21 protein-coding genes are annotated in these 19,149 nt (G+C 64.2%); 20 read left to right on the forward strand and 1 reads right to left on the reverse strand.

Translation table 11 applies throughout. The annotated features are described in order from the left end of the window. Positions 1-7 precede the first annotated feature (7 nt). The gene (locus tag E3T41_RS08260) at positions 8-493 is read right to left on the reverse strand and encodes a flagellar protein FlgN (protein WP_092450676.1); all 486 of its coding nucleotides are present in this window, start codon (positions 491-493) and stop codon (positions 8-10) included. A gap of 350 nt (positions 494-843) precedes the next feature. Between E3T41_RS08260 and E3T41_RS08265 the strand changes: the two genes are divergently transcribed. The 20 genes from E3T41_RS08265 to E3T41_RS08365 all read left to right on the forward strand — a co-directional run. Then, complete coding sequence (locus tag E3T41_RS08265) at positions 844-1,680, forward strand: sigma-70 family RNA polymerase sigma factor (protein ID WP_134478083.1); 837 nt, start codon at positions 844-846, stop codon at positions 1,678-1,680. 99 nt (positions 1,681-1,779) lie between these two features. Then, entirely contained in the window at positions 1,780-2,115 is a 336-nt protein-coding gene (locus E3T41_RS08270; RefSeq protein WP_092450672.1) for a flagellin, read from the forward strand. Between the two features lie 125 nt (positions 2,116-2,240). Further along, entirely contained in the window at positions 2,241-2,906 is a 666-nt protein-coding gene (locus E3T41_RS08275) for a maleylpyruvate isomerase family mycothiol-dependent enzyme (RefSeq protein ID WP_092450670.1), read from the forward strand. A 926-nt stretch (positions 2,907-3,832) separates the two neighbouring features. Beyond that, on the forward strand, positions 3,833-4,984 hold the full coding sequence (locus E3T41_RS08280; RefSeq protein ID WP_370257330.1) for a flagellin: 1,152 nt from the start codon (positions 3,833-3,835) through the stop codon (positions 4,982-4,984). A 220-nt stretch (positions 4,985-5,204) separates the two neighbouring features. Then, positions 5,205-6,350: a flagellin gene (locus E3T41_RS08285; protein WP_092450666.1), complete on the forward strand. Its 1,146-nt coding sequence runs from the start codon at positions 5,205-5,207 to the stop codon at positions 6,348-6,350. Positions 6,351-7,265: 915 nt separating this feature from the next. Then, a complete protein-coding gene (locus E3T41_RS08290; RefSeq protein WP_092450664.1) occupies positions 7,266-7,571 on the forward strand; it encodes a GIY-YIG nuclease family protein in 306 nt (101 codons plus the stop codon). 205 nt (positions 7,572-7,776) lie between these two features. Then, complete coding sequence (locus E3T41_RS17890; protein ID WP_166787620.1) at positions 7,777-8,028, forward strand: addiction module protein; 252 nt, start codon at positions 7,777-7,779, stop codon at positions 8,026-8,028. A gap of 958 nt (positions 8,029-8,986) precedes the next feature. Continuing rightward, positions 8,987-10,333 (forward strand): flagellar filament capping protein FliD, encoded by a 1,347-nt coding sequence (fliD, locus tag E3T41_RS08305; protein WP_134478085.1) that lies wholly within the window; start codon positions 8,987-8,989, stop codon positions 10,331-10,333. 5 nt (positions 10,334-10,338) lie between these two features. After that, positions 10,339-10,773 (forward strand): flagellar export chaperone FliS, encoded by a 435-nt coding sequence (gene fliS / locus E3T41_RS08310; RefSeq protein ID WP_134469132.1) that lies wholly within the window; start codon positions 10,339-10,341, stop codon positions 10,771-10,773. After that, positions 10,766-11,179 (forward strand): hypothetical protein, encoded by a 414-nt coding sequence (locus E3T41_RS08315; RefSeq protein WP_134469130.1) that lies wholly within the window; start codon positions 10,766-10,768, stop codon positions 11,177-11,179. The genes fliS and E3T41_RS08315 overlap by 8 nt, the downstream gene beginning before the upstream one ends. A gap of 181 nt (positions 11,180-11,360) precedes the next feature. Then, positions 11,361-11,702 (forward strand): flagellar basal body protein, encoded by a 342-nt coding sequence (locus E3T41_RS08320; protein ID WP_104132884.1) that lies wholly within the window; start codon positions 11,361-11,363, stop codon positions 11,700-11,702. After that, positions 11,699-12,088 (forward strand): flagellar basal body rod protein FlgC, encoded by a 390-nt coding sequence (locus E3T41_RS08325; RefSeq protein ID WP_092450648.1) that lies wholly within the window; start codon positions 11,699-11,701, stop codon positions 12,086-12,088. The genes E3T41_RS08320 and E3T41_RS08325 overlap by 4 nt, the downstream gene beginning before the upstream one ends. Beyond that, positions 12,088-12,402, forward strand: a complete 315-nt coding sequence (locus E3T41_RS08330; protein WP_092450645.1) for a flagellar hook-basal body complex protein FliE — start codon at positions 12,088-12,090, stop codon at positions 12,400-12,402. The genes E3T41_RS08325 and E3T41_RS08330 overlap by 1 nt, the downstream gene beginning before the upstream one ends. Continuing rightward, positions 12,402-14,045 carry a flagellar basal-body MS-ring/collar protein FliF gene (gene fliF / locus E3T41_RS08335; protein WP_092450643.1) on the forward strand — a complete coding sequence of 548 codons (1,644 nt, stop codon included), beginning with the start codon at positions 12,402-12,404 and terminating at the stop codon, positions 14,043-14,045. Before E3T41_RS08330 ends, fliF begins: the two co-directional genes overlap by 1 nt. Continuing rightward, positions 14,042-15,085, forward strand: a complete 1,044-nt coding sequence (gene fliG / locus E3T41_RS08340) for a flagellar motor switch protein FliG (RefSeq protein ID WP_092450641.1) — start codon at positions 14,042-14,044, stop codon at positions 15,083-15,085. The genes fliF and fliG overlap by 4 nt, the downstream gene beginning before the upstream one ends. After that, positions 15,075-15,704, forward strand: coding sequence for a FliH/SctL family protein (locus E3T41_RS08345; protein WP_166791520.1), 630 nt, complete (start codon positions 15,075-15,077; stop codon positions 15,702-15,704). The genes fliG and E3T41_RS08345 overlap by 11 nt, the downstream gene beginning before the upstream one ends. Beyond that, the gene (locus E3T41_RS08350) at positions 15,701-17,041 is read left to right on the forward strand and encodes a FliI/YscN family ATPase (RefSeq protein ID WP_092450636.1); all 1,341 of its coding nucleotides are present in this window, start codon (positions 15,701-15,703) and stop codon (positions 17,039-17,041) included. Before E3T41_RS08345 ends, E3T41_RS08350 begins: the two co-directional genes overlap by 4 nt. Next, on the forward strand, positions 17,041-17,499 hold the full coding sequence (locus tag E3T41_RS08355; protein ID WP_134478089.1) for a flagellar export protein FliJ: 459 nt from the start codon (positions 17,041-17,043) through the stop codon (positions 17,497-17,499). Before E3T41_RS08350 ends, E3T41_RS08355 begins: the two co-directional genes overlap by 1 nt. Next, complete coding sequence (locus tag E3T41_RS08360) at positions 17,496-18,140, forward strand: C40 family peptidase (RefSeq protein ID WP_134478091.1); 645 nt, start codon at positions 17,496-17,498, stop codon at positions 18,138-18,140. The genes E3T41_RS08355 and E3T41_RS08360 overlap by 4 nt, the downstream gene beginning before the upstream one ends. Next, on the forward strand, positions 18,137-19,149 hold a 1,013-nt coding region (locus E3T41_RS08365; protein ID WP_134478093.1), incomplete at its 3' end, for a hypothetical protein. The genes E3T41_RS08360 and E3T41_RS08365, both read left to right, overlap by 4 nt.

Genomic DNA, 19,149 nt, shown 5'->3' on the forward strand with positions numbered 1-19,149 from the left:
GACTTCCTCACAGGTTTCGGTCGAAGATTCGGGCGTTCGTCACCGGGGCGCCGGTCGCTCCGCTCGCGTTGTAGGTCTTGGCACCGACGTTCGCGCTGGCCATGGTCTCCTGCGTCGACCGAGCGGCGTTACGAATGAAGCGTTCGTTGGAGTCGCGCAGCTCTTTGATCTGCGCGGTGAGATCGCCCATGGCCTTGAGGTGGGCAGCGAAGATTTCGCCCCACGGACCGGTCGGCGCATTGGCGACGAGCTCGCGCAGGGTCGAATCGTCCTGCGTTCCCCACTGGGTAGCGAGGGCGGCGACTTCGACCGAGCGACCGAGGCCGGCCTCGCGCACCAGGTTCAAGACCTGTTCGACCTCGCGGGTGGCGTGCTGGAGCCAGCGTGACTTGCCGCCCTGCAACAGCAGTTGTTCCTCTTCGAGCTTGAACACCAGCAGTTCCAGGAGTTCCCGTTCGCGCCAGAGCAACGCTGAGAGTTCATTGGCGCCCATGAGTCCTCCAACCACCTTTATCGGTCTAGTTCGGCACCTACCCACGTAGATGCAACGATTCCGTCAATCTCACTTTCGGCCGGTCACCCGAAAGCGTTAGAAAAAAAGCTCGCAATTCACGAAAACTCCAACAGTTTGCCGCCGTGATGTTGCCTAAATGCCGGACCACAGCTCCCGGAACGTGCTAATCCCCACTTCGAGGGACAGCAAATTAGCCAAATGGGTAAAGAAGTGCTACCCATTTACCCTTTTCTGGGGTAGATTGAGCCTGTCAGGCCATGGGTCTATCGCGTGTGTCGCCTGAGCGGGCACGATTTGACAGGTAGTGAAATATTTCTGGGGGCCGGCTTGTGAATAGAACTGATCGGAACGCCCTCGTCGTCGAGAACCTTCCGCTCGTTGGATACCTGGTATCCGAGGTCTGGGCCAAGGCTCGTCACCTGTCTCGCGATGATCTGGCCTCGGCTGGCTCCGTCGCCCTTATTACTTCAGCGGATGCCTTCAATCCCGATCTAGGGGTCCCCTTTGGCGCCTTCGCTCGCCGTCGCATCATCGGTGCTTTCGCCGACGAGATGCGTTCCAACGACTGGGCCACCCGCACCGCGCGTCGCCGCATCAAGGAAACCCTCTCCGTGCAGGACACGCTGTCCGCAGCTCTCGGTCGCACGCCCAACGTCGAAGAAGTTGCCGCCGCGCTCGGTGTCGATCGCGATACCGCCGCTGCCGGCCTCTCCGATGCTGCCCGCACGTTGTCCACTCTCGACGACACCACCGCCGAATTTCTCGTGGCCGACACGGCCCTGCCCGAAGCTTCGTTGCTCTCCGATGAGCGACTGGTCTACCTGCGCGCTGCTATCGCGGCTCTGCCGGAGAAAATGCGCGAGATCGTCGAGCAGGTCTACTTCGACGCCCGATCGGTCAAAGAGATTGCAGCCGACCTGGGTACCACCCACTCGGCCGTGTCTCAGACCCGAGCCGAGGCCATCCGCTTGTTGCGTGATGGACTGGGCACCCACTACGCCGATGACACCGAGGCTGAGTATCAGCCGGAGTCGCGCATCGCACCAGCCCGTCGCAGCGCCTACCTCGCTCGACTGGCCGACCTGGCAGCCGTGGGCATGACCCGCGCGGTGCGAGGCCCACTCCCAGGGGTTGTCCTACCCGAGGTCGCGGGCATCGCGTCCTGACCCCCGCATTACCAATTCACTGCCTAGTTTCACCTCACTAAACAGCACCGGCTCACGGACGGGCCGGGGTGACAATCACCTCTCACGGAAGAAAAAATTATGAGCATTCAGGTCAACACTTCGAGCTCCGCTTCGACTGCCCTGCGCAATCTGGCAGCGTCGCAAAGTAGTCTCGCTCAGCCAACTGTCGCCCTCTCAAGCGGAATTCGAGACCGCGTCGTTACCGACACCGTCGAATTCGATGGCAAGGTCTCCCAGGTCGCGACCGAGAACAAGATCGCCGCCAGTACGCCTCTGCGCGACGGCGAGATGGCCGCCCAAATGAGCAAGCACACGCAGGAGAATATCCTCGCGCAGCCGGGAGTCGCTATGTCGGCCCAGGCCAACCAGTCCAACTCTGACGTGCTGCAGCTGCTCCAGCCAGCCCGTAAGTAGTCGTCGCGGCCGCTCCAGCGGCTGCGGTGTTTTGCCTGCCCCGTCGACTTCGGTCGGCGGGGTTTTGGTGTTCCTGGCCTGGTATTTCTGAGTGCTACCGATCACTGTCGTCTACGCTGAATGACATGGCCGACCTGTCGAAATACCTACCGCTCAGTCAGCGACGTGTCGGTGACGAATCCGGTGCGAACTCGAACTGGCGCGCCTATCTGGTGTCCACTCTCACGGCAACCGCCGACCTGCTCGCGGAGCTTTCCGACGAGCAGTGGGAGACGCCGAGCCTCTGTGCGGGCTGGCGGGTTCGGGATGTAGCCGGCCATGTCGTCTGGCGAGTTGGCAGCTCGAACCGGCAGCTGGTTAGCACCGCGGCCCGCGCCTATCTTGGGCACTTCATCAATCCCAACCGAGCGATCGACGTACTCAGCCGCGCAGCAGCAGAAGCGCTCCCGGCCGAACTCGTCGCGCAGATCAGGCAGATCGCCGCGGACAAGGCTGCCGGCCGCGGGCGCCACGGCATTACCGAACTCACCGAGGCCGTAGTGCACGGCCTTGACCTGGCGCATCCGCTCGGCGTCAAGCTGCCGGTGGCACCGCCGGTATCCGGCGCGGTGGCCCTGCGTCAGAGCCTGATCGCCCCGACCGAGATCAAGGCCATACTGCGCGCTCGCACGCTGGTAGCGACGGATGCGAACTGGCGCGTCGGTCGCGGCCCCGAGCTTGCCGGGACCGCTGAGGCGCACCTGCTGTTCCTGTTCGGCCGCCCCGGCGGCTCATTTGCCAGGCCGCTCTAGAATTTCACACAAGAGCTGGCGACGCGGCAGGAAGCAGCGAGAGAATCACGGATGGTCGCGGCTGGCCTCCGAGGTCAGGGTCTCACGCTGGCTGACGTCGGTGCCGTTCTTGCGGTAGCCCTACAGCGAACGACTGCAATTGAGGCCTCCGGCTGGCGCGCGTGTCTGCAGGCCGAGGCTGGACGCCTTGGTGTCGTGGCACGTGTTTGGGCTCGCGGCACGTGATTGAACCAGTGCCGGCTTCCCAAACACGTGCCGCGACCCTTCTCCTGGAGTTGAGGCGCCCCGACTTCGTTTCGCCTGAACGGATGCTGCCGCAACCTCTTCGACGAGTCCGTCTGACGTCGCCACCGGGCTAGACAAGGCGTAACCCGGAGTGGGGCGCAACCGAAACCCCGTAAAACCGGGGATATGGCGTGTTGCTACATTGTGTGCGGATGATTCTCGAATATTGGGGTAGACAGCGAGTAACCCAGAGTGGGGGCATGCGAATTCGCTCATGAATGATCATGCGGCGTGTCGTTTTGTTTATCGAAGATTCCTAGCCTCATCTGGCCTTTTATGGGTGGCACCCATTCGAGGGAGGCCTCGTCAATCACCAGCGCGATGGGGGAGTCGATGTGTCCCGCAAGCGGGGGGTGGGCTGTTTTCAGGGCTGAAGGCCTGGGGAAGGCGGGGCATCCCGACCAGTGTGAGCGGCAACATCCGCATAAAGACGGGGTTGAATCGGGGGTGGACAGGCCAATGTGCCGTCAAGACCTCGCGACGAATGCACTCGTATATAGGGGGAGAACCGGCGAAATTAAGTTAATGCGTTTTAATCGCCGCACTGCTTACCCCCATAGGGGGGCGGCCGATAGATGTAGGTACCGGCCCATGGATGGGCCAGTGTAACAACACCCACTCACGGAGGAATCATCATGGGCATGCAGGTCAACACAAACATCGCGGCAAACAACGCATACCGCAACCTTGCAACAACGCAGAACGACCTGTCGAAGTCGCTGGAGAAACTTTCCAGTGGCCTGCGCATCAACCGCGCCGCGGATGACGCAGCTGGTCTGACCATTTCGGAAGGACTCAAGTCTCAGGTCGGTGGCCTCACGGTAGCTTCCCGCAACGCCCAAGACGGCATCAGCGTCATCCAGACCGCTGAAGGTTCGCTCAACGAGGTGCAGTCGATCCTGCAGCGCGTTCGCGACCTCGCCGTTCAGGCGGGTAACGACTCGAACAACACCCAGTCACGCACCGCCATCCAGACCGAGGTCACGGCGCTGACCTCGGAGCTCGACCGCATTAGTAAGAGCACCAACTTCAACGGCACCAAGCTACTGAATGGCACCGCCAACCTGAGCTTCCAGATCGGAGCAAACGGCACCGCCGATGACAAAATCGGGGTGAACCTTTCTACCGTCAACATCACGGCGCTGGCCGCTAGCCTCTCGACCGGCAGTTCAGGCGGCGCGACTCTGGCCGTTGCTACTCCGACCGCAGTCACCGGAGCCCAGAACTTCCGCATCACCAACGCGGATGCCTCCGTCACGTCCGTTACGGCAACCCTGGGTGCTGCTGGAACGTACAAGTCGGTTCAGGACGTCGCGTCGGCGTTGAACTCCAACGGTTCGTTCAGCTCTGCTTTGACCGCAACGGTTGACTCCAACAACCAGCTGTCCGTTACGTCAAATACGGGTGGAACCGTCGTCGGTGGTAGCACCGCTGGAACCCACGGTTCCTCGGGTACTGGTGTTGCAACATCTGTTGCAGCCGCAGTACCGGCCCTGCAGTTCGACACCGCTGCCAACGCAGCGGCCGCGATCTCCACGTTGGACACGAAACTGACGACCGTCTCGACGGCTCGCGCCAACCTCGGTGCCGTTCAGAACCGCTTCGAGAGCGTCATCAAGAACCTGGCCGTCTCCAAGGAAAACCTCACCGCTGCCGGATCGCGTATTCGCGACACCGACATGGCCGAGGAAATGGTCAAGTACACCCGTGCGAACATCCTGTCGCAGGCCGGCACCGCCATGCTCGCGCAGGCCAACCAGAGCAACTCGGGGGTGCTGCAGCTGCTCCAGTAACACCTGAAGTAGGCGTCACCAGCGAGATCGACCGCTGATCTAAGCCGGGTGGCATCCGCTCATGAATGCAAATTCGTGAAGCGGATGCCGCCGGGCTTATTCGTCGTGCCACAAAGTTTTTCGTGATTTCTTCTAACCCCGTCGTCTACCCCCGCCGATAGCTTCGGGTGCCGGGCCATGGATGGGCCGGTGAAATTGACCCAATCACGGAGGATTCATCATGGGCATGCAGGTAAACACGAACATTGCGGCGAATAACGCCTACCGCAACCTCGCAACAACGCAGAACGACCTGTCCAAGTCGCTGGAAAAGCTCTCCAGCGGCCTGCGCATCAACCGCGCCGCGGATGACGCAGCTGGTCTGGCAATTTCCGAAGGCCTGAAGTCGCAGGTCGGCGGCCTCACGGTCGCCAGCCGCAACGCCCAGGACGCGATCAGCGTTATTCAGACCGCAGAAGGTTCGCTTAACGAGGTCACTTCGATCTTGCAGCGCATGCGCGACCTGGCTGTTCAGGCCGGTAACGACTCGAACAACGAGCAGTCACGTGACGCAATCACGACTGAAGCCACCGCGTTGACCAAAGAGCTCACCCGCATCGCGGCGGCAACTAATTTCAACGGAACTGACCTTCTCAAGGGAGGTTCTATGAGCTTCCAGATCGGCGCAAACGCGAACGACACAATCGGAGTTGGTCTCGCAAACATCGGGACGCTCGCAGCTAACCTGACGACAGCTCCGTCCTCCGTGAACTATGCCCTCGTTGACGCTGACGCGGACACGATCGCTGGCGCGCAGTCTTTCAGCATTGAAAATTCCGATGGAACTATCACGTCCATCGAAACGGACGTGTTTGTGGCTGGCAGCGTACAAACTGTTTCTCAATTCGCGGCGGCGTTGAATGCGGACGGTCAGTTCAAGAACAACCTATATGCAAGTGTTAGCTCGACCAATGTCTTGAATATCAAGACCCTGGACGGGGGAACTCTTGACCCGGCTCTGTCTTCGGCCGGCGTTACTGGAACAGGTGCGGGCACGACCGTTGACCCTGTTGTGGGCGCCTCCGCACTAGACTTCTCGGACGCTGCCGGGGCCACGGCAGCAATTGCCACCATCACGGCTCAGATTGTTACCGTCTCCACGGCTCGCGCCGATCTGGGTGCAAACCAGAACCGGTTCGAGAGCGTCATCAAGAACCTGGCCGTCTCGAAAGAGAACCTCACCGCTGCCGGATCGCGTATTCGCGACACCGACATGGCTGAGGAAATGGTCAAGTACACCCGTGCGAACATTCTGTCGCAGGCTGGAACCGCCATGCTCGCGCAGGCCAACCAGAGCAACTCGGGCGTTCTGCAGCTTCTCCAGTAACACCAGCACAACCGAACAAACGGGTCGATTCTGACCTGAGCCTGGCCGCAGTCAGAAAGCGAATTGGACGTCGCTCTTCAACTGCAGCCAGGCTATTTTCGTGTTCTCGTTTATTAGGATGAGCGTTAGTATCGGTCAATTGCTATCGGAAATAGTTCTAAACCGGGATTGAAGCGAGGCTGGCCGGCTTGGGCTCTGAGACAGTCTCCTCGTGGCCCTGCGGACTGATTCACTAAGAAATAGTTTGCATCCAGTCTCCCGCGAAGCGGGCGCAGTTGCGGATCTGTAGACAATGGATTTCTATATCGTGAATTGGTCGAGTCTATGATGACGGTAGGGATCTAGTGAATTAATGGGGGAGTGGTTCAAGGGTTCGTGCTTGATGAATATGCGCGTCTCTTCGAGTACCTATACGCTAAGTAAATACGCGATTACGGACGCTCAATTCCCTTTGTTGAATTATCTATTGAGACTTTGGATGTGTGAACACCGGGCTACGGTATCGAAGCCCCCGCCGACCCGGCTTTCTGAGGCAGCTCGCGTTGGTCGATGGAGATCTCGGCAAGCTCGATCAACGGCGGGGGTCGGGTCTTGCGGACGGGTCGCGCCAGCCTCGACGGGCGTGCCCGGTCTCGAAAACGTCCCCATCCCGTCGGTCGAGCTTGCCGGGACCAGCATCGTCTGGTGTGAGCCGGCTTCGGGGACGCGCTCATCCCGTCGGTCGAGCTTGCCGAGACCAGCATCGTCTGGCGTGAGCCGGCCTCGAAAACGCACCCATCCCGTCGGTCGAGCTTGCCGAGACCTCCATCGACTGGGGTGAGCGGTCTCGGGAAGCCAGCCATTCTGCATCCGCTGCGATGGCAGGCCTGAGGATAACTTTTATGAGCTGGCCGGCACAGTGCCGCTCTGAGGGACATGCCCTATGCGTACATGGTGAAGTGCTTCGACGGGGCCTTCTATATCGGCAGCACGTGGAGCCTGGAGCGTCGGACCTGGCAGCACAACCACGGCAAGGCTGAGGGCAGACCCAACTACACGGCCGCCCGCCGGCCCGTCGTGCTCGTCTACTTCGAGGAGTATGAGCTCATGATCGATGCCTACGGTCGTGAGAAGCAGCTGCAGAACTGGGGCCGCAAGAAGCGAGTCGCACTCATGGAGGGCCGCATCGCCGACCTGGTGAAGCGGATGCCGCCGGATGTAGGCGGCCCGGCGGCTACCTGAGACGGCTCGCGTCGGTCGATGGCGATCTCGGCAAGCTCGATCAACGACGGGGATGGGCTGCCGAGATCAGCGTGAAACTTGCGTGATCCACCTGGGAGCCAGCCATCCCGCATCCGCGGGTCTGCGGTGGTTGCGCCGTGACCACAAGCTGGAGCAGGCCCAACGAACCTTCCTGGATGCCAGCGTCGCGTCGTACACTGGGCCTATGGCGCTCAAAGCTGATGAGGTTTACGAGGCAGGACTCGATCTCAGTCGCGCTGAACGCGCTGTCGTCGCGCACCGTTTGTTGGCCAGCCTGCACCCAGAGCAAGGTGCCGATCAGCGGGAGGTCGACCAGGTCTGGCAGGCAGAGATCGGCTCCCGAGTTGACGACATCCTGAATGGCAACGTTGAGCTGGGCAATTTCGAGGAGACGCGGGCCACGGCGCGAGCGCTCCTGGACGACCTGCGGAAGTGACGCTTCGCCCACTCGTTCATCCGGAGGCTGACGCGGAGTTTCTCGATGCCGTCCGGTATTACCAGACACGGAAAAATGGGCTCGGCGACGAGTTCGATGCTGAGGTCGCCCGGGCCGTTGATGATGCCGTGTGGATCCCGGACGCGTGGCCGAAAACTCCGGGTTGGGATCGGCTACCTGTGGTGCGAAGCAGAAAGGTTAACGTCGCCCCATCGGGTCATCTACTTCGTGCGCGACGACGAGCTCGTGATTGTCGCCTTCGCGCATCAGGGTCGCCGCCCCGGATACTGGAAGCAGCGCATGGCGGACTGATCGCAGATGGTGCCGGTCCGCGGCACGAACGGTGCCGCGGACGCGGCTTCTTAAGGCGGGTTGCGTTGGTCGATGGAGATCTCGGCAGGCTCGATCAGCGGTCGGGGCGAGTCGGTGAGACGGGGAACGTCTGCACGTGGCCGCGCCCAAAACGGGGAGTCGCTGCGCCGGTTACCGTAGCGCGTACCGATATCGGGGGTGCACAGCGGGCGCGCACACGGCGCGCTGTCTCGGCCCCGACTCGCGCTGGCGGTTTACGAACCTGAGGGCGGTGCACGCCCAGATTCTCGCCGGGTTTTCTAACCGGGAGGCCCGCGCGGTCGATAGCTCATGGTACTGGCCCATGGATGGGCCGGTGCAGCATCATTTGTTCATGGAGGACTCATCATTAGCGCGCACAGAGACACACATAGTGCTTGCCGCCAGGGCGTACGGCATTCGCCGAACCTTGGCCGAGGTGAACTCCTGATCAAAACGGATGCCGCCCCCGCGTTCACGACGCCGCATCCATCCCAGCCGGTGCTCCACCAGGGCTGACCCTCAATCTTGTATGGCGGAAGCGAACCGGCGAACTGGACCTCGCCCAACACCGCCGCCATACAGACCCCGTAATAAATGATTGACCGAGCATCAGGAGAGGCACCCCATGTCGATGGCAGTCGATGGGCTCATCAGCGGTCTGGACACGACGTCCCTCATCAACTCCCTCATGACCCTCGAGGCTGGTCCCCAGAACCAGCTCAAGGCCAAGGTCACGAGCACGAACACGCTCATGACCGCCCTGCAGGGGCTGAATAGTCAGATCGCTTCCCTCGCGACCCTCGCCGCAAAGGCAACGGCGACCAATGCCCTCGACCTGTACTCGGCAAAGAGTAGCTCGACCGGCGTATCGGTGACGGCCGGGGCATCCGCTACGGCCGGCTCGATCGACATCGTGGTCGACCAGCTGGCCAAGCCGCAGGTGTCGGTTTCTGACGCCGTGTCTGTGTGGCCCGGATCGAATTTTTCAATCCTGGATGCGTCGGGCGTGGCGACGGCAATTGTCGCCGACTCGGCCAGTCTCGACGATGTCGTCACGGCCGTAAATGCGGCGGATGCCGGAGTGAAAGCCGTAAAGGTTGCTGCCGGGACCGATGGCAGCGGAAATGCGCTGTATCGTGTGCAATTCACCGCGACCTCGACCGGTGCGTCGAGCGCCTTTTCGTTTAAATATGACGCGGCCATCACGCCGCCTGGCATGACGCAGATTACGGCCGCTCAGGACGCCAAAGTTCGGCTCTGGTCCGGAACCGGTGCCGAACAGACCATCACCAGCGCGACCAACACCTTCAGTGACCTGCTTCCGGGAGTGTCGGTGACGGCATCCGCTGTAGCAACCGAAGCCGTGACCGTGAGCGTGTCGCGCAACGATGCCGCGGTAAGCACGATCGCCTCCGACCTGGTGAGCGCCCTCAACGGGGTGTTCGCGCTGATCTCGACCAAGAGCGCCGTGGTGAACAGCACCGACTCGAGCGGCAAGGCCATTTTGTCGGCCGGCGTGTTCAGCGGCGACAGCACGGTGCGCGACGTGAAGCAGCAGATTCTGAACGCTGCCAGCCAGCCGATCAACGGGCGTTCCCCGTCGGAGATCGGCATCAGCATCACCAAGAGCGGCACGATGGAATTCGACTCGGCCAAGTTTGCCACGGCCATGGCCGCCGACCCGGACTACGTGAAGGGCGTGCTCGCCACGATCGCCTCCCGGGTCGAGGCTGTCGCCGAGAACGCGTCGGACAAGTACGACGGCATGATCACGTCGAGAATCACCGGGCAGGAATCGCTCGTGAAGAGCCTCGGCACGCAGATCGACAGCTGGGATGTGAGGCTGGCCTCGCGGCGGTCGACTCTCGAGCGCACGTACTCGGCCATGGAAGTACAGCTCAGCAATATGAACGCACAATCCGCGTGGCTCACCGCCCAGGTGAGCTCACTGACCAGCTCGACGACGAAGTGATACCCATGACGATGACTGCAGCAACCCAGGCCCAGCGCTCGCGCTACAACCGCGACGCGGTGCTTTCGGCGACGCCGGTGCGCCTGCTCACCATGCTGTATGACCGCCTGCTGCTCGACCTGAACCGGGCCGAGGCCGCGCAGCTGCGCCAAGACTGGCAGATCGCGTCGGACAACCTGCTGCACGCTCAGGCCATCGTGTCTGAGCTGAGCACCTCGCTCAACGTTGAGGCGTGGGACGGCGGCGAGGGGTTGTTCTCGCTATATACGTATGCGTCGACGGCCATGATGAGCGCGAACACGAGCCGCAACGCGGAGCGCACCCGTGAGTGCATCGCCCTGCTCGAGCCGCTGCGGCAGACCTGGCACGAAGCGGCCGGGATGCTGCCGGCCGCGCCGGCCCCCGCTGCTCGCGTCGGCGGAATACTCGGCATTGGGTAACCTGTCGGCTTGGGAGGCGGTGCTCGAAGACCTCGAGCTGCGAGTGGATGCTGCGGCTCGGTCGATCACGGGCGTCACCGACGGCGGGCGGTCGGGTTCCGGCGTGGCCGGGTCGAGCGCGTCGGCTGGTTCTCTGGCGGTCTCGGCAAGCTCGACCAGCGAGTTTTTGGGTGCGAATGTTTTGGCAGCGGCAGACTCCGCCGCGAACTGGACGCCACCGCGGGGGCTCGGAGCTATTCCGGCGGAACTCGCGGAGCGCGTACGGGACCTGCTGCACAACCAGCACAAGCTCATTGGCGAGCTGGAGACGGCGCGTAATCTGACCGCGAAGCACCTCGCCGCGGTGCGGGCGGTGCCGCCGAAGCGCGACGCGCGGGCATCCGTTTATCTCGACGTTGCCGGCTGACGACCTCGACGCAGCGCGCCCCGCGCCGGCTAGAAAGCTGTATCGCAACAATTTCTGAATTCTTTCAGCAAAACTCCTAACGCAGCATCTCCCCCAGCCGATAGGTCCTATCGAGCACGGATTGCTCACCATCGGGCCAGGGATTGGCCGTTTATGTCTTTCGTCGACGAAACGGGTAGTTGTGCTTGATTCCGTGACCTCTGTGGCCCTCACCAGCGCACTGGATGGCCTCGCGCTTCGCCAGCGCACCATCGCGAACAATATCGCCAACATCAACACGCCGAACTATCACGCCAAGGTCGTCTCGTTCGAGAATGCCCTGGCCCAGTCGGTGCAGGCCGGCGAAGGCAAAGTCACCGCGGCCACGACGCGTTCCACCGAGGCGACGAACCTCAACGGCAACAACGTGAACCTCGATACCGAGACCCTCGCCAACATCGACGCCCTGCTGCGCTACCAGTTCGCGGCGAAGGCCGTTGACGGCCCGGCGACGGCGATGCGCACCGCGCTGCGGACCAGCTGATGACCGACGCGATCAGCATCTCCGGCAGCGGAATGACGATGCACCGCAAATGGCTCGACGCCATCGCCGACAACCTGGCCAACGCCAACACGGTCAAGGCCACCAACGGTCCAGCCTTCCAGGAGCGCTTCATTGTGGCTCAAGAGGGTCAGGGCACCTCCGGGGTTGGGGCATCTGCCGCTTTCGGAGACGCGGCCGGCACTCTCGTCTATGAGCCGACGCATCCGCTCGCCGATGAAGCTGGCTATGTGCGGTACCCCGACATTGACATGGCCGAGCAGATGGCACACCTCATCATGGCTCAGCGCGGATACCAGGCCAACGCGGCCGTGGTTGACCGGGCCAAGACCGCTTACGAAGCAGCACTACAGATCGGACGTGGCTGATGCCTATTGGCGCAATCGGCTTTCCCCCCGCCATCATCGGCGCCAGCACCACTGGCGGCGTCATGGGCTCTTCGAGCACCACCGCGACCGGTGGGGCCGGTTTCGGCAACGCGCTGTCCGGCGCCGTCGACAACCTGCAGGGTCTGTCGTCCGCATCCAACGAACTTTCCATCCAGGCCGTCAACGGCAGCCTCGATGACATTCACACCGCCACCATTGCCAGTACCCGTGCACAGCTCACGATGGAGCTCGTCGCCGCCGTTCGTAACAAGGGCGTCGACGCGTTCAACGAGATCATGAGGATGCAGGCATAATGCCCCGTCAGGTAAGTTCCATCTTTCGCCGCTTCGGCAATGCCGTTCGCGAATTCACCGTCGCCCAGCGCACGGTGGCCATCATCGGCATCGCCGTGCTCGTGCTCGGCGCATCCGCGCTCGGTATGTTCCTCACCAAGCCCGCCTACACCCCCTTATTCACCGGCCTCAGCGGCACGGACGCCAGCAGCATCGTCGACCAGCTCACCGCCGACGGCGTCAGCTATGAACTCGCCGACGGCGGCGCCAGCATCCTGGTTCCCGAAGCGGATGTTTACAGCCAGCGCATCAAGGCTTCCGCGGCGGGCCTGCCCTCCTCGAGCACCGGGGGATACTCCCTGCTCGACACGATGGGTGTCACGTCGAGCGAGTTCCAGCAGTCGGTCACCTACAAGCGTGCGCTCGAGGGCGAACTTGCCCAGACCATCGGAGCGATGAACGGCGTGCAGAGCGCGTCGGTGCAGCTGGCGATCCCGGAAGACACCGTCTTTGTGTCCGAGAAGAACGCGCCGACGGCATCCGTTTTCGTGCAGGCCCGCAACGGCGTCACCCTCTCGAGCGACCAGGTTCAGGCGATTGTGCACCTGACCAGCGCCTCCATCGACGGTATGAAGGCCTCGGATGTGGCTGTCATCGACTCGACCGGCACCGTTCTCTCGGCCGTCGGCATCGGCGCCACCGGCTCCGCCGACAAGCAGGCCTCCGACTATGAATCCGGCGTGCAAAGCGCCGTGCAGGCCATGCTCGACAAGGTCGTCGGTGTCGGCAACGCCACCGTTGTCGTCGCCGCTGACCTAAGCACCGAATCAGCCTCCCGCGTCGAAGAGTCCTTCACCTCCCCGACCGAGGCGCTCACCCTGAGCGACTCGGTCGACACCGAGACCTACACCGGCACCGGCGGCGCCGCGGCCGGGGTGCTCGGCACCGATACGGCGGCCACGACAGAAGGCACCGACGGTACCTTCAGCTCCGAATCCACCACCCGCAACAACGCCGTCAACAAGGTCACCGAAAACCGCACCATTCCGGCCGGATCGATCACCCGTCAGACGGTATCCGTCGCCCTCAACGCCGACGCCGCCGCGGGCATCAACGTTGCAGACGTCACTTCGCTGGTCACCTCGGCGGCCGGTATCGACGCCGTGCGCGGCGACGCCGTGACCGTTGAGGTCATGGCCTTCAGCACCGCCGGCGCAACCGCAGCGGCCGACGCGCTCAAGGCGTCGACGGATGCTGCCTCCGCAGCGGCCACCGCCGAGATCATTCGCATCGCCGTCATCGTGCTCGGCATCGTCGCCGCCATCGTCATCAGCCTCGTGTTCTACGCTCGCCGGTCCCGCCGTCAGCGTCGCGAGTCGGTCGAGATCGGCGAACTCAGCGAAACCCGGGGCATGCTCGGCGGCGTCGGCGGTGTCGGCGCTCTCACCGGCCCCGGCGCTAACCCCTCGAACTCGGCCATCGCCGGCCCCGGTTCGCTGTTCTTCAACCCGACCGACCTGCCGACCCAGGTCATTCGTACGGTTCACTTTGAACCGACCGAAGCAGACATCCGTCGTGGTGAAATCGACGCACTGGCCCAGAACGACCCCCGCGGCATGGCTGAGCAGCTGCGCGGCCTGATGGACGACCGGCAGAGCGTATGACCGAGACCGTAGCGATCCCCACGGTCGCCCGAACGGATGTTCCCCTCACCGGCACCCAAAAGGTGGCCGTCGTGCTCATGAACATGGATCGCAAGCGCGCGACCGAGGTGATGAAGGAATTCACCGAGGTCGAGGCCGAGGACATCGTCTCCGAGATCGTTCAGCTGCGCAAGGTCGACTCCAGCATCGCCGAGGCGATCCTGACCGAGTTCCACGAAATGACCCAGCGCGGCGGACGTCACGCCCGCGGCGGCCATGACTTCGCGATGGGCCTGCTCGAGGCCTCCTTCGGCGCTGAGCGCTCGGCCGGCATGATGACTCGCGTGGCGACATCGATGGCCAGCAAGGCGTTCGAGTTTCTCGACTCCTCTGAACCCACCGATGTGCTCAACCTGCTCGACGGCGAAATGCCCCAGACCATCGCCCTCGTGCTCGCCCACCTGCGCCGCGACCAAGCCTCCGGTGTGCTCACCGGCATGGACCCGAGCCTGCGCACCGACGTCGCCCGCTGCATCGCCACGATGGGCAGCGCCACCCCCGAATCCATCCGCGTCGTGACCGAATCGCTCAAGCAGCGGGCGGGTTCCCTCGCCTCCCGCGAGGTCACCGAGGTCGTCGGCGGAATTCAGCCGCTCGTCGATATTCTCAATCAAGCGGATGCCGCCACCGAGCGCGCCCTGCTGGAGGGCCTCGAAGAGAGCGACCCGGATCTGGCCGAAGAAGTTCGCTCGCGCATGCTGACCTTCAACGACATCGTCAAGCTGGAAAGCCGCGACGTGCAGCAGGTTCTGCGTGGAATCGACACCACGGTTCTCGCGATGGCGATGAAGAGCACCACCTCCGCGGTTTCCGAAGTCATTCGCGCGAACCTGTCCGAGCGCAACCGCGATGTGCTCGACGACGAGATCCGCAGCCTGGGCCCGGTTCGCATGAGCCAGGTCGAGGATGCCCGTGCCAGTGTTGTGCGCGCCATTCGCGACATGGAAGCCCAGGGAATCATCACCGTGCAGCGCGGATCGGACGACGAATATGTCAGCTGACACCGTTTTCGGCCGAATCTCTTTTCCCCGCCTGCACGACGATGAGCGCATCCGCGCCGACGAAACCGCGCGGGCCCAGGGGCATGCCGCCGGTTACGCCGAAGGCCTGCGCGCGGCGACGGTGGAGATCGATCGCATCAAGCTCGACCTGCAAGCCGAACGTGAGCAGGGCGAGCGTCTCGTTGCGGCGAAAATGGATCGCGGCGTGCGCGTGCTCAATGCCGCAGCCACAGCCCTCGACCAGCGCCGCCGGCCGGTGCTGGTCGACGCCGAAAACACCCTCCTGGCCTGCGCGGTGCAACTGGCCGAAGCCATTATCGGCAACGAACTCAGCCGCACCGAGCCATCCGCTCGTCGGGCCCTCGACCGCGCCATGCGCTCGGTTGATGACGGCGACCGCACGTCGGCCCACAACATCCGCATGAATCCCGAAGATCTGCCGCTGCTCGACGCGACGACCGTGCGCCTCAGCGGCGTGACCTTCATCTCCGACGCACAGATCAAGCGCGGGGATGCCATCGCCGAATTCAACGACGGAATTCTCGACGCCCGCATCGAGACCGCCCTGGCCCGAGCGAAAGAGATTTTGCTCGCCGATGCCGCGGGCCAGACCCCATGACCACGACGACCGCGTGGCGCCCGCACGCCGACGCCTTCGCCTCGGCGCTGCGGGTCGCGCGCCCCGAGCGGATCGGCGTCGTGTCGTCGATCGTCGGCCTCGGCGTCGAAGTACGGGGCTTGCGCTCCGCCATCGGTGACCTCGTCGTTCTCGGCGGTGAAACGGATGCGCCGGGCATCGACGCCGAAGTCGTCGCGACCACCCGCGACAGCATCCGCTGCATGCCGCTCGGCCGCATGACCGGACTCCGCGCCGGAGCCCCCGCGCGCGCCGCGCACAGCCCCCTGCTCGTTCCCACCGGTTCCGGCCTGTTCGGCCGCGTCATCGACGGCCTCGGCCGGCCGATCGACGGCAAGGGCCCGCTGGTCTCCGACGGCGCCGTGGCGCTCGAAAACGACAGCCCCTCGGCCATGCACCGCGCCCGCATCACCACTCCGCTGCACCTGGGAGTGCGCGTGCTCGACACCCTCACCACGGTCGGTCGCGGCCAGCGCCTGGGCCTGTTCGCCGGCAGCGGCGTCGGCAAGTCCTCGCTGCTGTCGATGATCGCCCGCGGAACGGATGCCGAAGTATCGGTTATTGCCCTGGTCGGGGAGCGCGGGCGTGAGGTGCGCGAATTCCTCGAAGACGACCTCGGAGCCGAGGGGCTGGCCCGCTCCATCGTCGTGGTCTCGACGTCTGATGAACCCGCCATGATGCGACTCCGCGCGGCCTTCACTGCCACCCGCATCGCCGAGTCCTTTCGCTCGTGCGGCGCCGACGTCATGCTCATGATGGACTCGCTCACCCGCGTGGCCATGGCCCAGCGCGAAATCGGCCTGTCGGTCGGCGAACCGCCGGCCACCCGCGGTTACCCGCCTTCGACCTTCTCCGTGCTGGCCCGCCTGCTCGAACGCGCCGGTACCGACGAGGTCGGCTCGATCACGGGCATGTACACCGTGCTCGTCGACGGTGACGACCACAACGAACCCATCGCTGACGCTGCCAGGTCCATTCTCGACGGCCACGTCGTTCTCGACCGCAAACTCGCTATCACCGGCCATTTTCCCTCCGTCGACGTGCTTGGCTCGATCTCGCGCGTGGCGTCGCGGGTGAACTCGCCCGAGCGCAACGCCATAGCGACGACCCTGCGCACGGTGCTTGCCGCGCGGTCGGCTGCCCAGGACCTGCTCGACGTCGGCGCCTACCGCGCCGGGACCAACCCGCTGGTTGACGCTGCCGTTGCGCACGATGCTGCCATCAAGTCCTTTCTGCAACAGCGGATGGACGACCAGACTCCCTCAGACGCGGCCTGGCAGCAGCTCGCCGGGCTCACCCGCAAGCTGGGTAGCGTCTAATGGGCCGGTTCTTTCCGCTGGCCGGTCTGCTTCGCCTGCGCCACCTGCAGCAGGACCAGGCGGCGAGTGACCTGGCCGAAGCGAATGCGCGAGTGGCCGCGAATGAAGCGCGGCGCGGCCGGGCACGATCGGCTCTCAGCGCTACGTCGATCACGCCGGACACCGTCGCAGCTATGAACGCCATGGCCGCCGCGCGGTCGTCGTCCCGCAGTATGCTCGCCGACCTCGATGCCCTCGGCCGCAACAACGCCGCGTCGCTTGGAGAGGCGCAGGCGGCCTTCGATGCGGCCCGCGCCGAAGCGCTCGCCCTGGAAAAGCTCGAGGTACGCCACCACGAAACCGTCGCGGCCAAAGACCTGCGCGCCGAACAGATCGTGCTCGATGAAATCGCCTCAACCCGGTGGCACCAAAACCCTACCGACACTCCAACTTCGCCCGAGAAAGGTGATTCAGAATGACCATGATCGCCGCTATGGGACGCATCGAGCAGATCCAGTCGATGATGCAGCAGCTTGCCTCTGGACCGCGCGCTGCGACGACCACCGTCGCCGCAGCCACGGCGACCGCCGCGACAGCCTCGGCCGAGAGCTTCGCCGCGTCCATGGCCTCCGCGCTGGGCACGGCCGGCGGGGCATCCGCTGTCGGAGCGACCGGCGGAGCGACCGGAACCAACATCGTCGACGCCGCCAAGAAGTACATCGGCGTTCCCTACGTCTTCGGCGGTGAGGACTCGAGCGGAATGGACTGCTCCGGCCTCGTGCAAAAGGTATATTCCGATGTTGGAATAGATATGCCGCGTCTGGTTTCCGGCCAGATGAAGATGGGCACCGAGGTGGCATCGCTGGCCGAAGCCCAGCCCGGCGACCTCATCGTCACCGGCGGCGGCGACCACATTCTCATCTACGCCGGCGACAACAAAATCATCCACGCGCCATACGCCGGGCGCGACGTCTGCCTGCGTGACGTCTATATGTCAGATTCGGAGATCACGACCATTCGTCGCATTATTCCCACCGCTGCGGCGGGAACCACGGGCGCCGCCAGCGCAGACATGTTGAGCGCCGCCTTCGCGGCCATCGCCAAGGGCGGCGCGGCATGAGCCTCGCACTGAACCAGTTCCGTTCCGGCGAAGCAGCCGGCCTGACCGGCGCCCCCCGCACGGGCGCTGCCACCGGCACCCCCTCGGCCGGTGCCAACGGTTTCGCCTCGGCCATGGCGGATTCCATCGCCGATTTCCAGACCGCTCACCGCTCTGCCACAGCGGATGCCGACCGCTCCCGTTCCGCCCACGAGGCTCGCGCCGACGACCACGCGCGCGCCGACGACCACGCGCGCGCCGCCGACCAGGCCGCAGCCTACCGGGAACGCCGTTCGATGTCGGGCGACCGCCCGGCCGCGCTGCAGGATCGTGCCGATCGTGCTGCGGATCGTTCGGCCGATCGTTGGGCCGATCGTGTTACCGACAGTGCTGCCGCTCGCACCGCCGACAGTGCTGCCGCTCGCACCGCCGACCGTGCTGCGGACAGCGCTGCTACCCGTGCCGCGGATCGTACGAGCGATTCGTCGTCAGCAGGCTCGACCACGTCGTTGGCCAACGCTTCGTCGGCCAACGCTTCAACGGCCACCGACTCGGTAGCTGCCGACTCCGCTGCTGACCGTGCCGGTGCCCGAACCGGAAACGGCGAACAGTCGTCGACCGGGCAGGATGCGAGCTCGACCGAGCCGACAGCAGCTGCACAGTCCGCCGACTCCGCGGTCGCTGGCGCAACCCCGCCGCACCTCGGCACTGTCGCTTCGAACGCGTCGGGCCTGGAAACAGGCGAGCCCGCCGCCGGCGCGCCCGGCGCTGCCCTCACCTTCGGTGTGTCGCCGGACACCGCAGAACCCGCCGCAGAAGCCGCTGCCGGTACCGCGGACGCTGACGTTCTTGACGCCGACACCGCTTCGATGGGCACGACCACCGGTTCCGCCGCCGGTGCGGCCGCTACGAGCCTGGCCGGCGCAGTGGCCGCACCGGCGGCCTCCGCCGCCTCGACCGGAGCCACCGCCCGCACGGCCGCGACCCCGGCACCGGCGTCCGGCGTCGGCACCGGCGCCACGGCGTCCTC

It is taken from the genome of Cryobacterium sp. Hh38, assembly GCF_004403235.1.
Lineage (GTDB): Bacteria > Actinomycetota > Actinomycetes > Actinomycetales > Microbacteriaceae > Cryobacterium > Cryobacterium levicorallinum.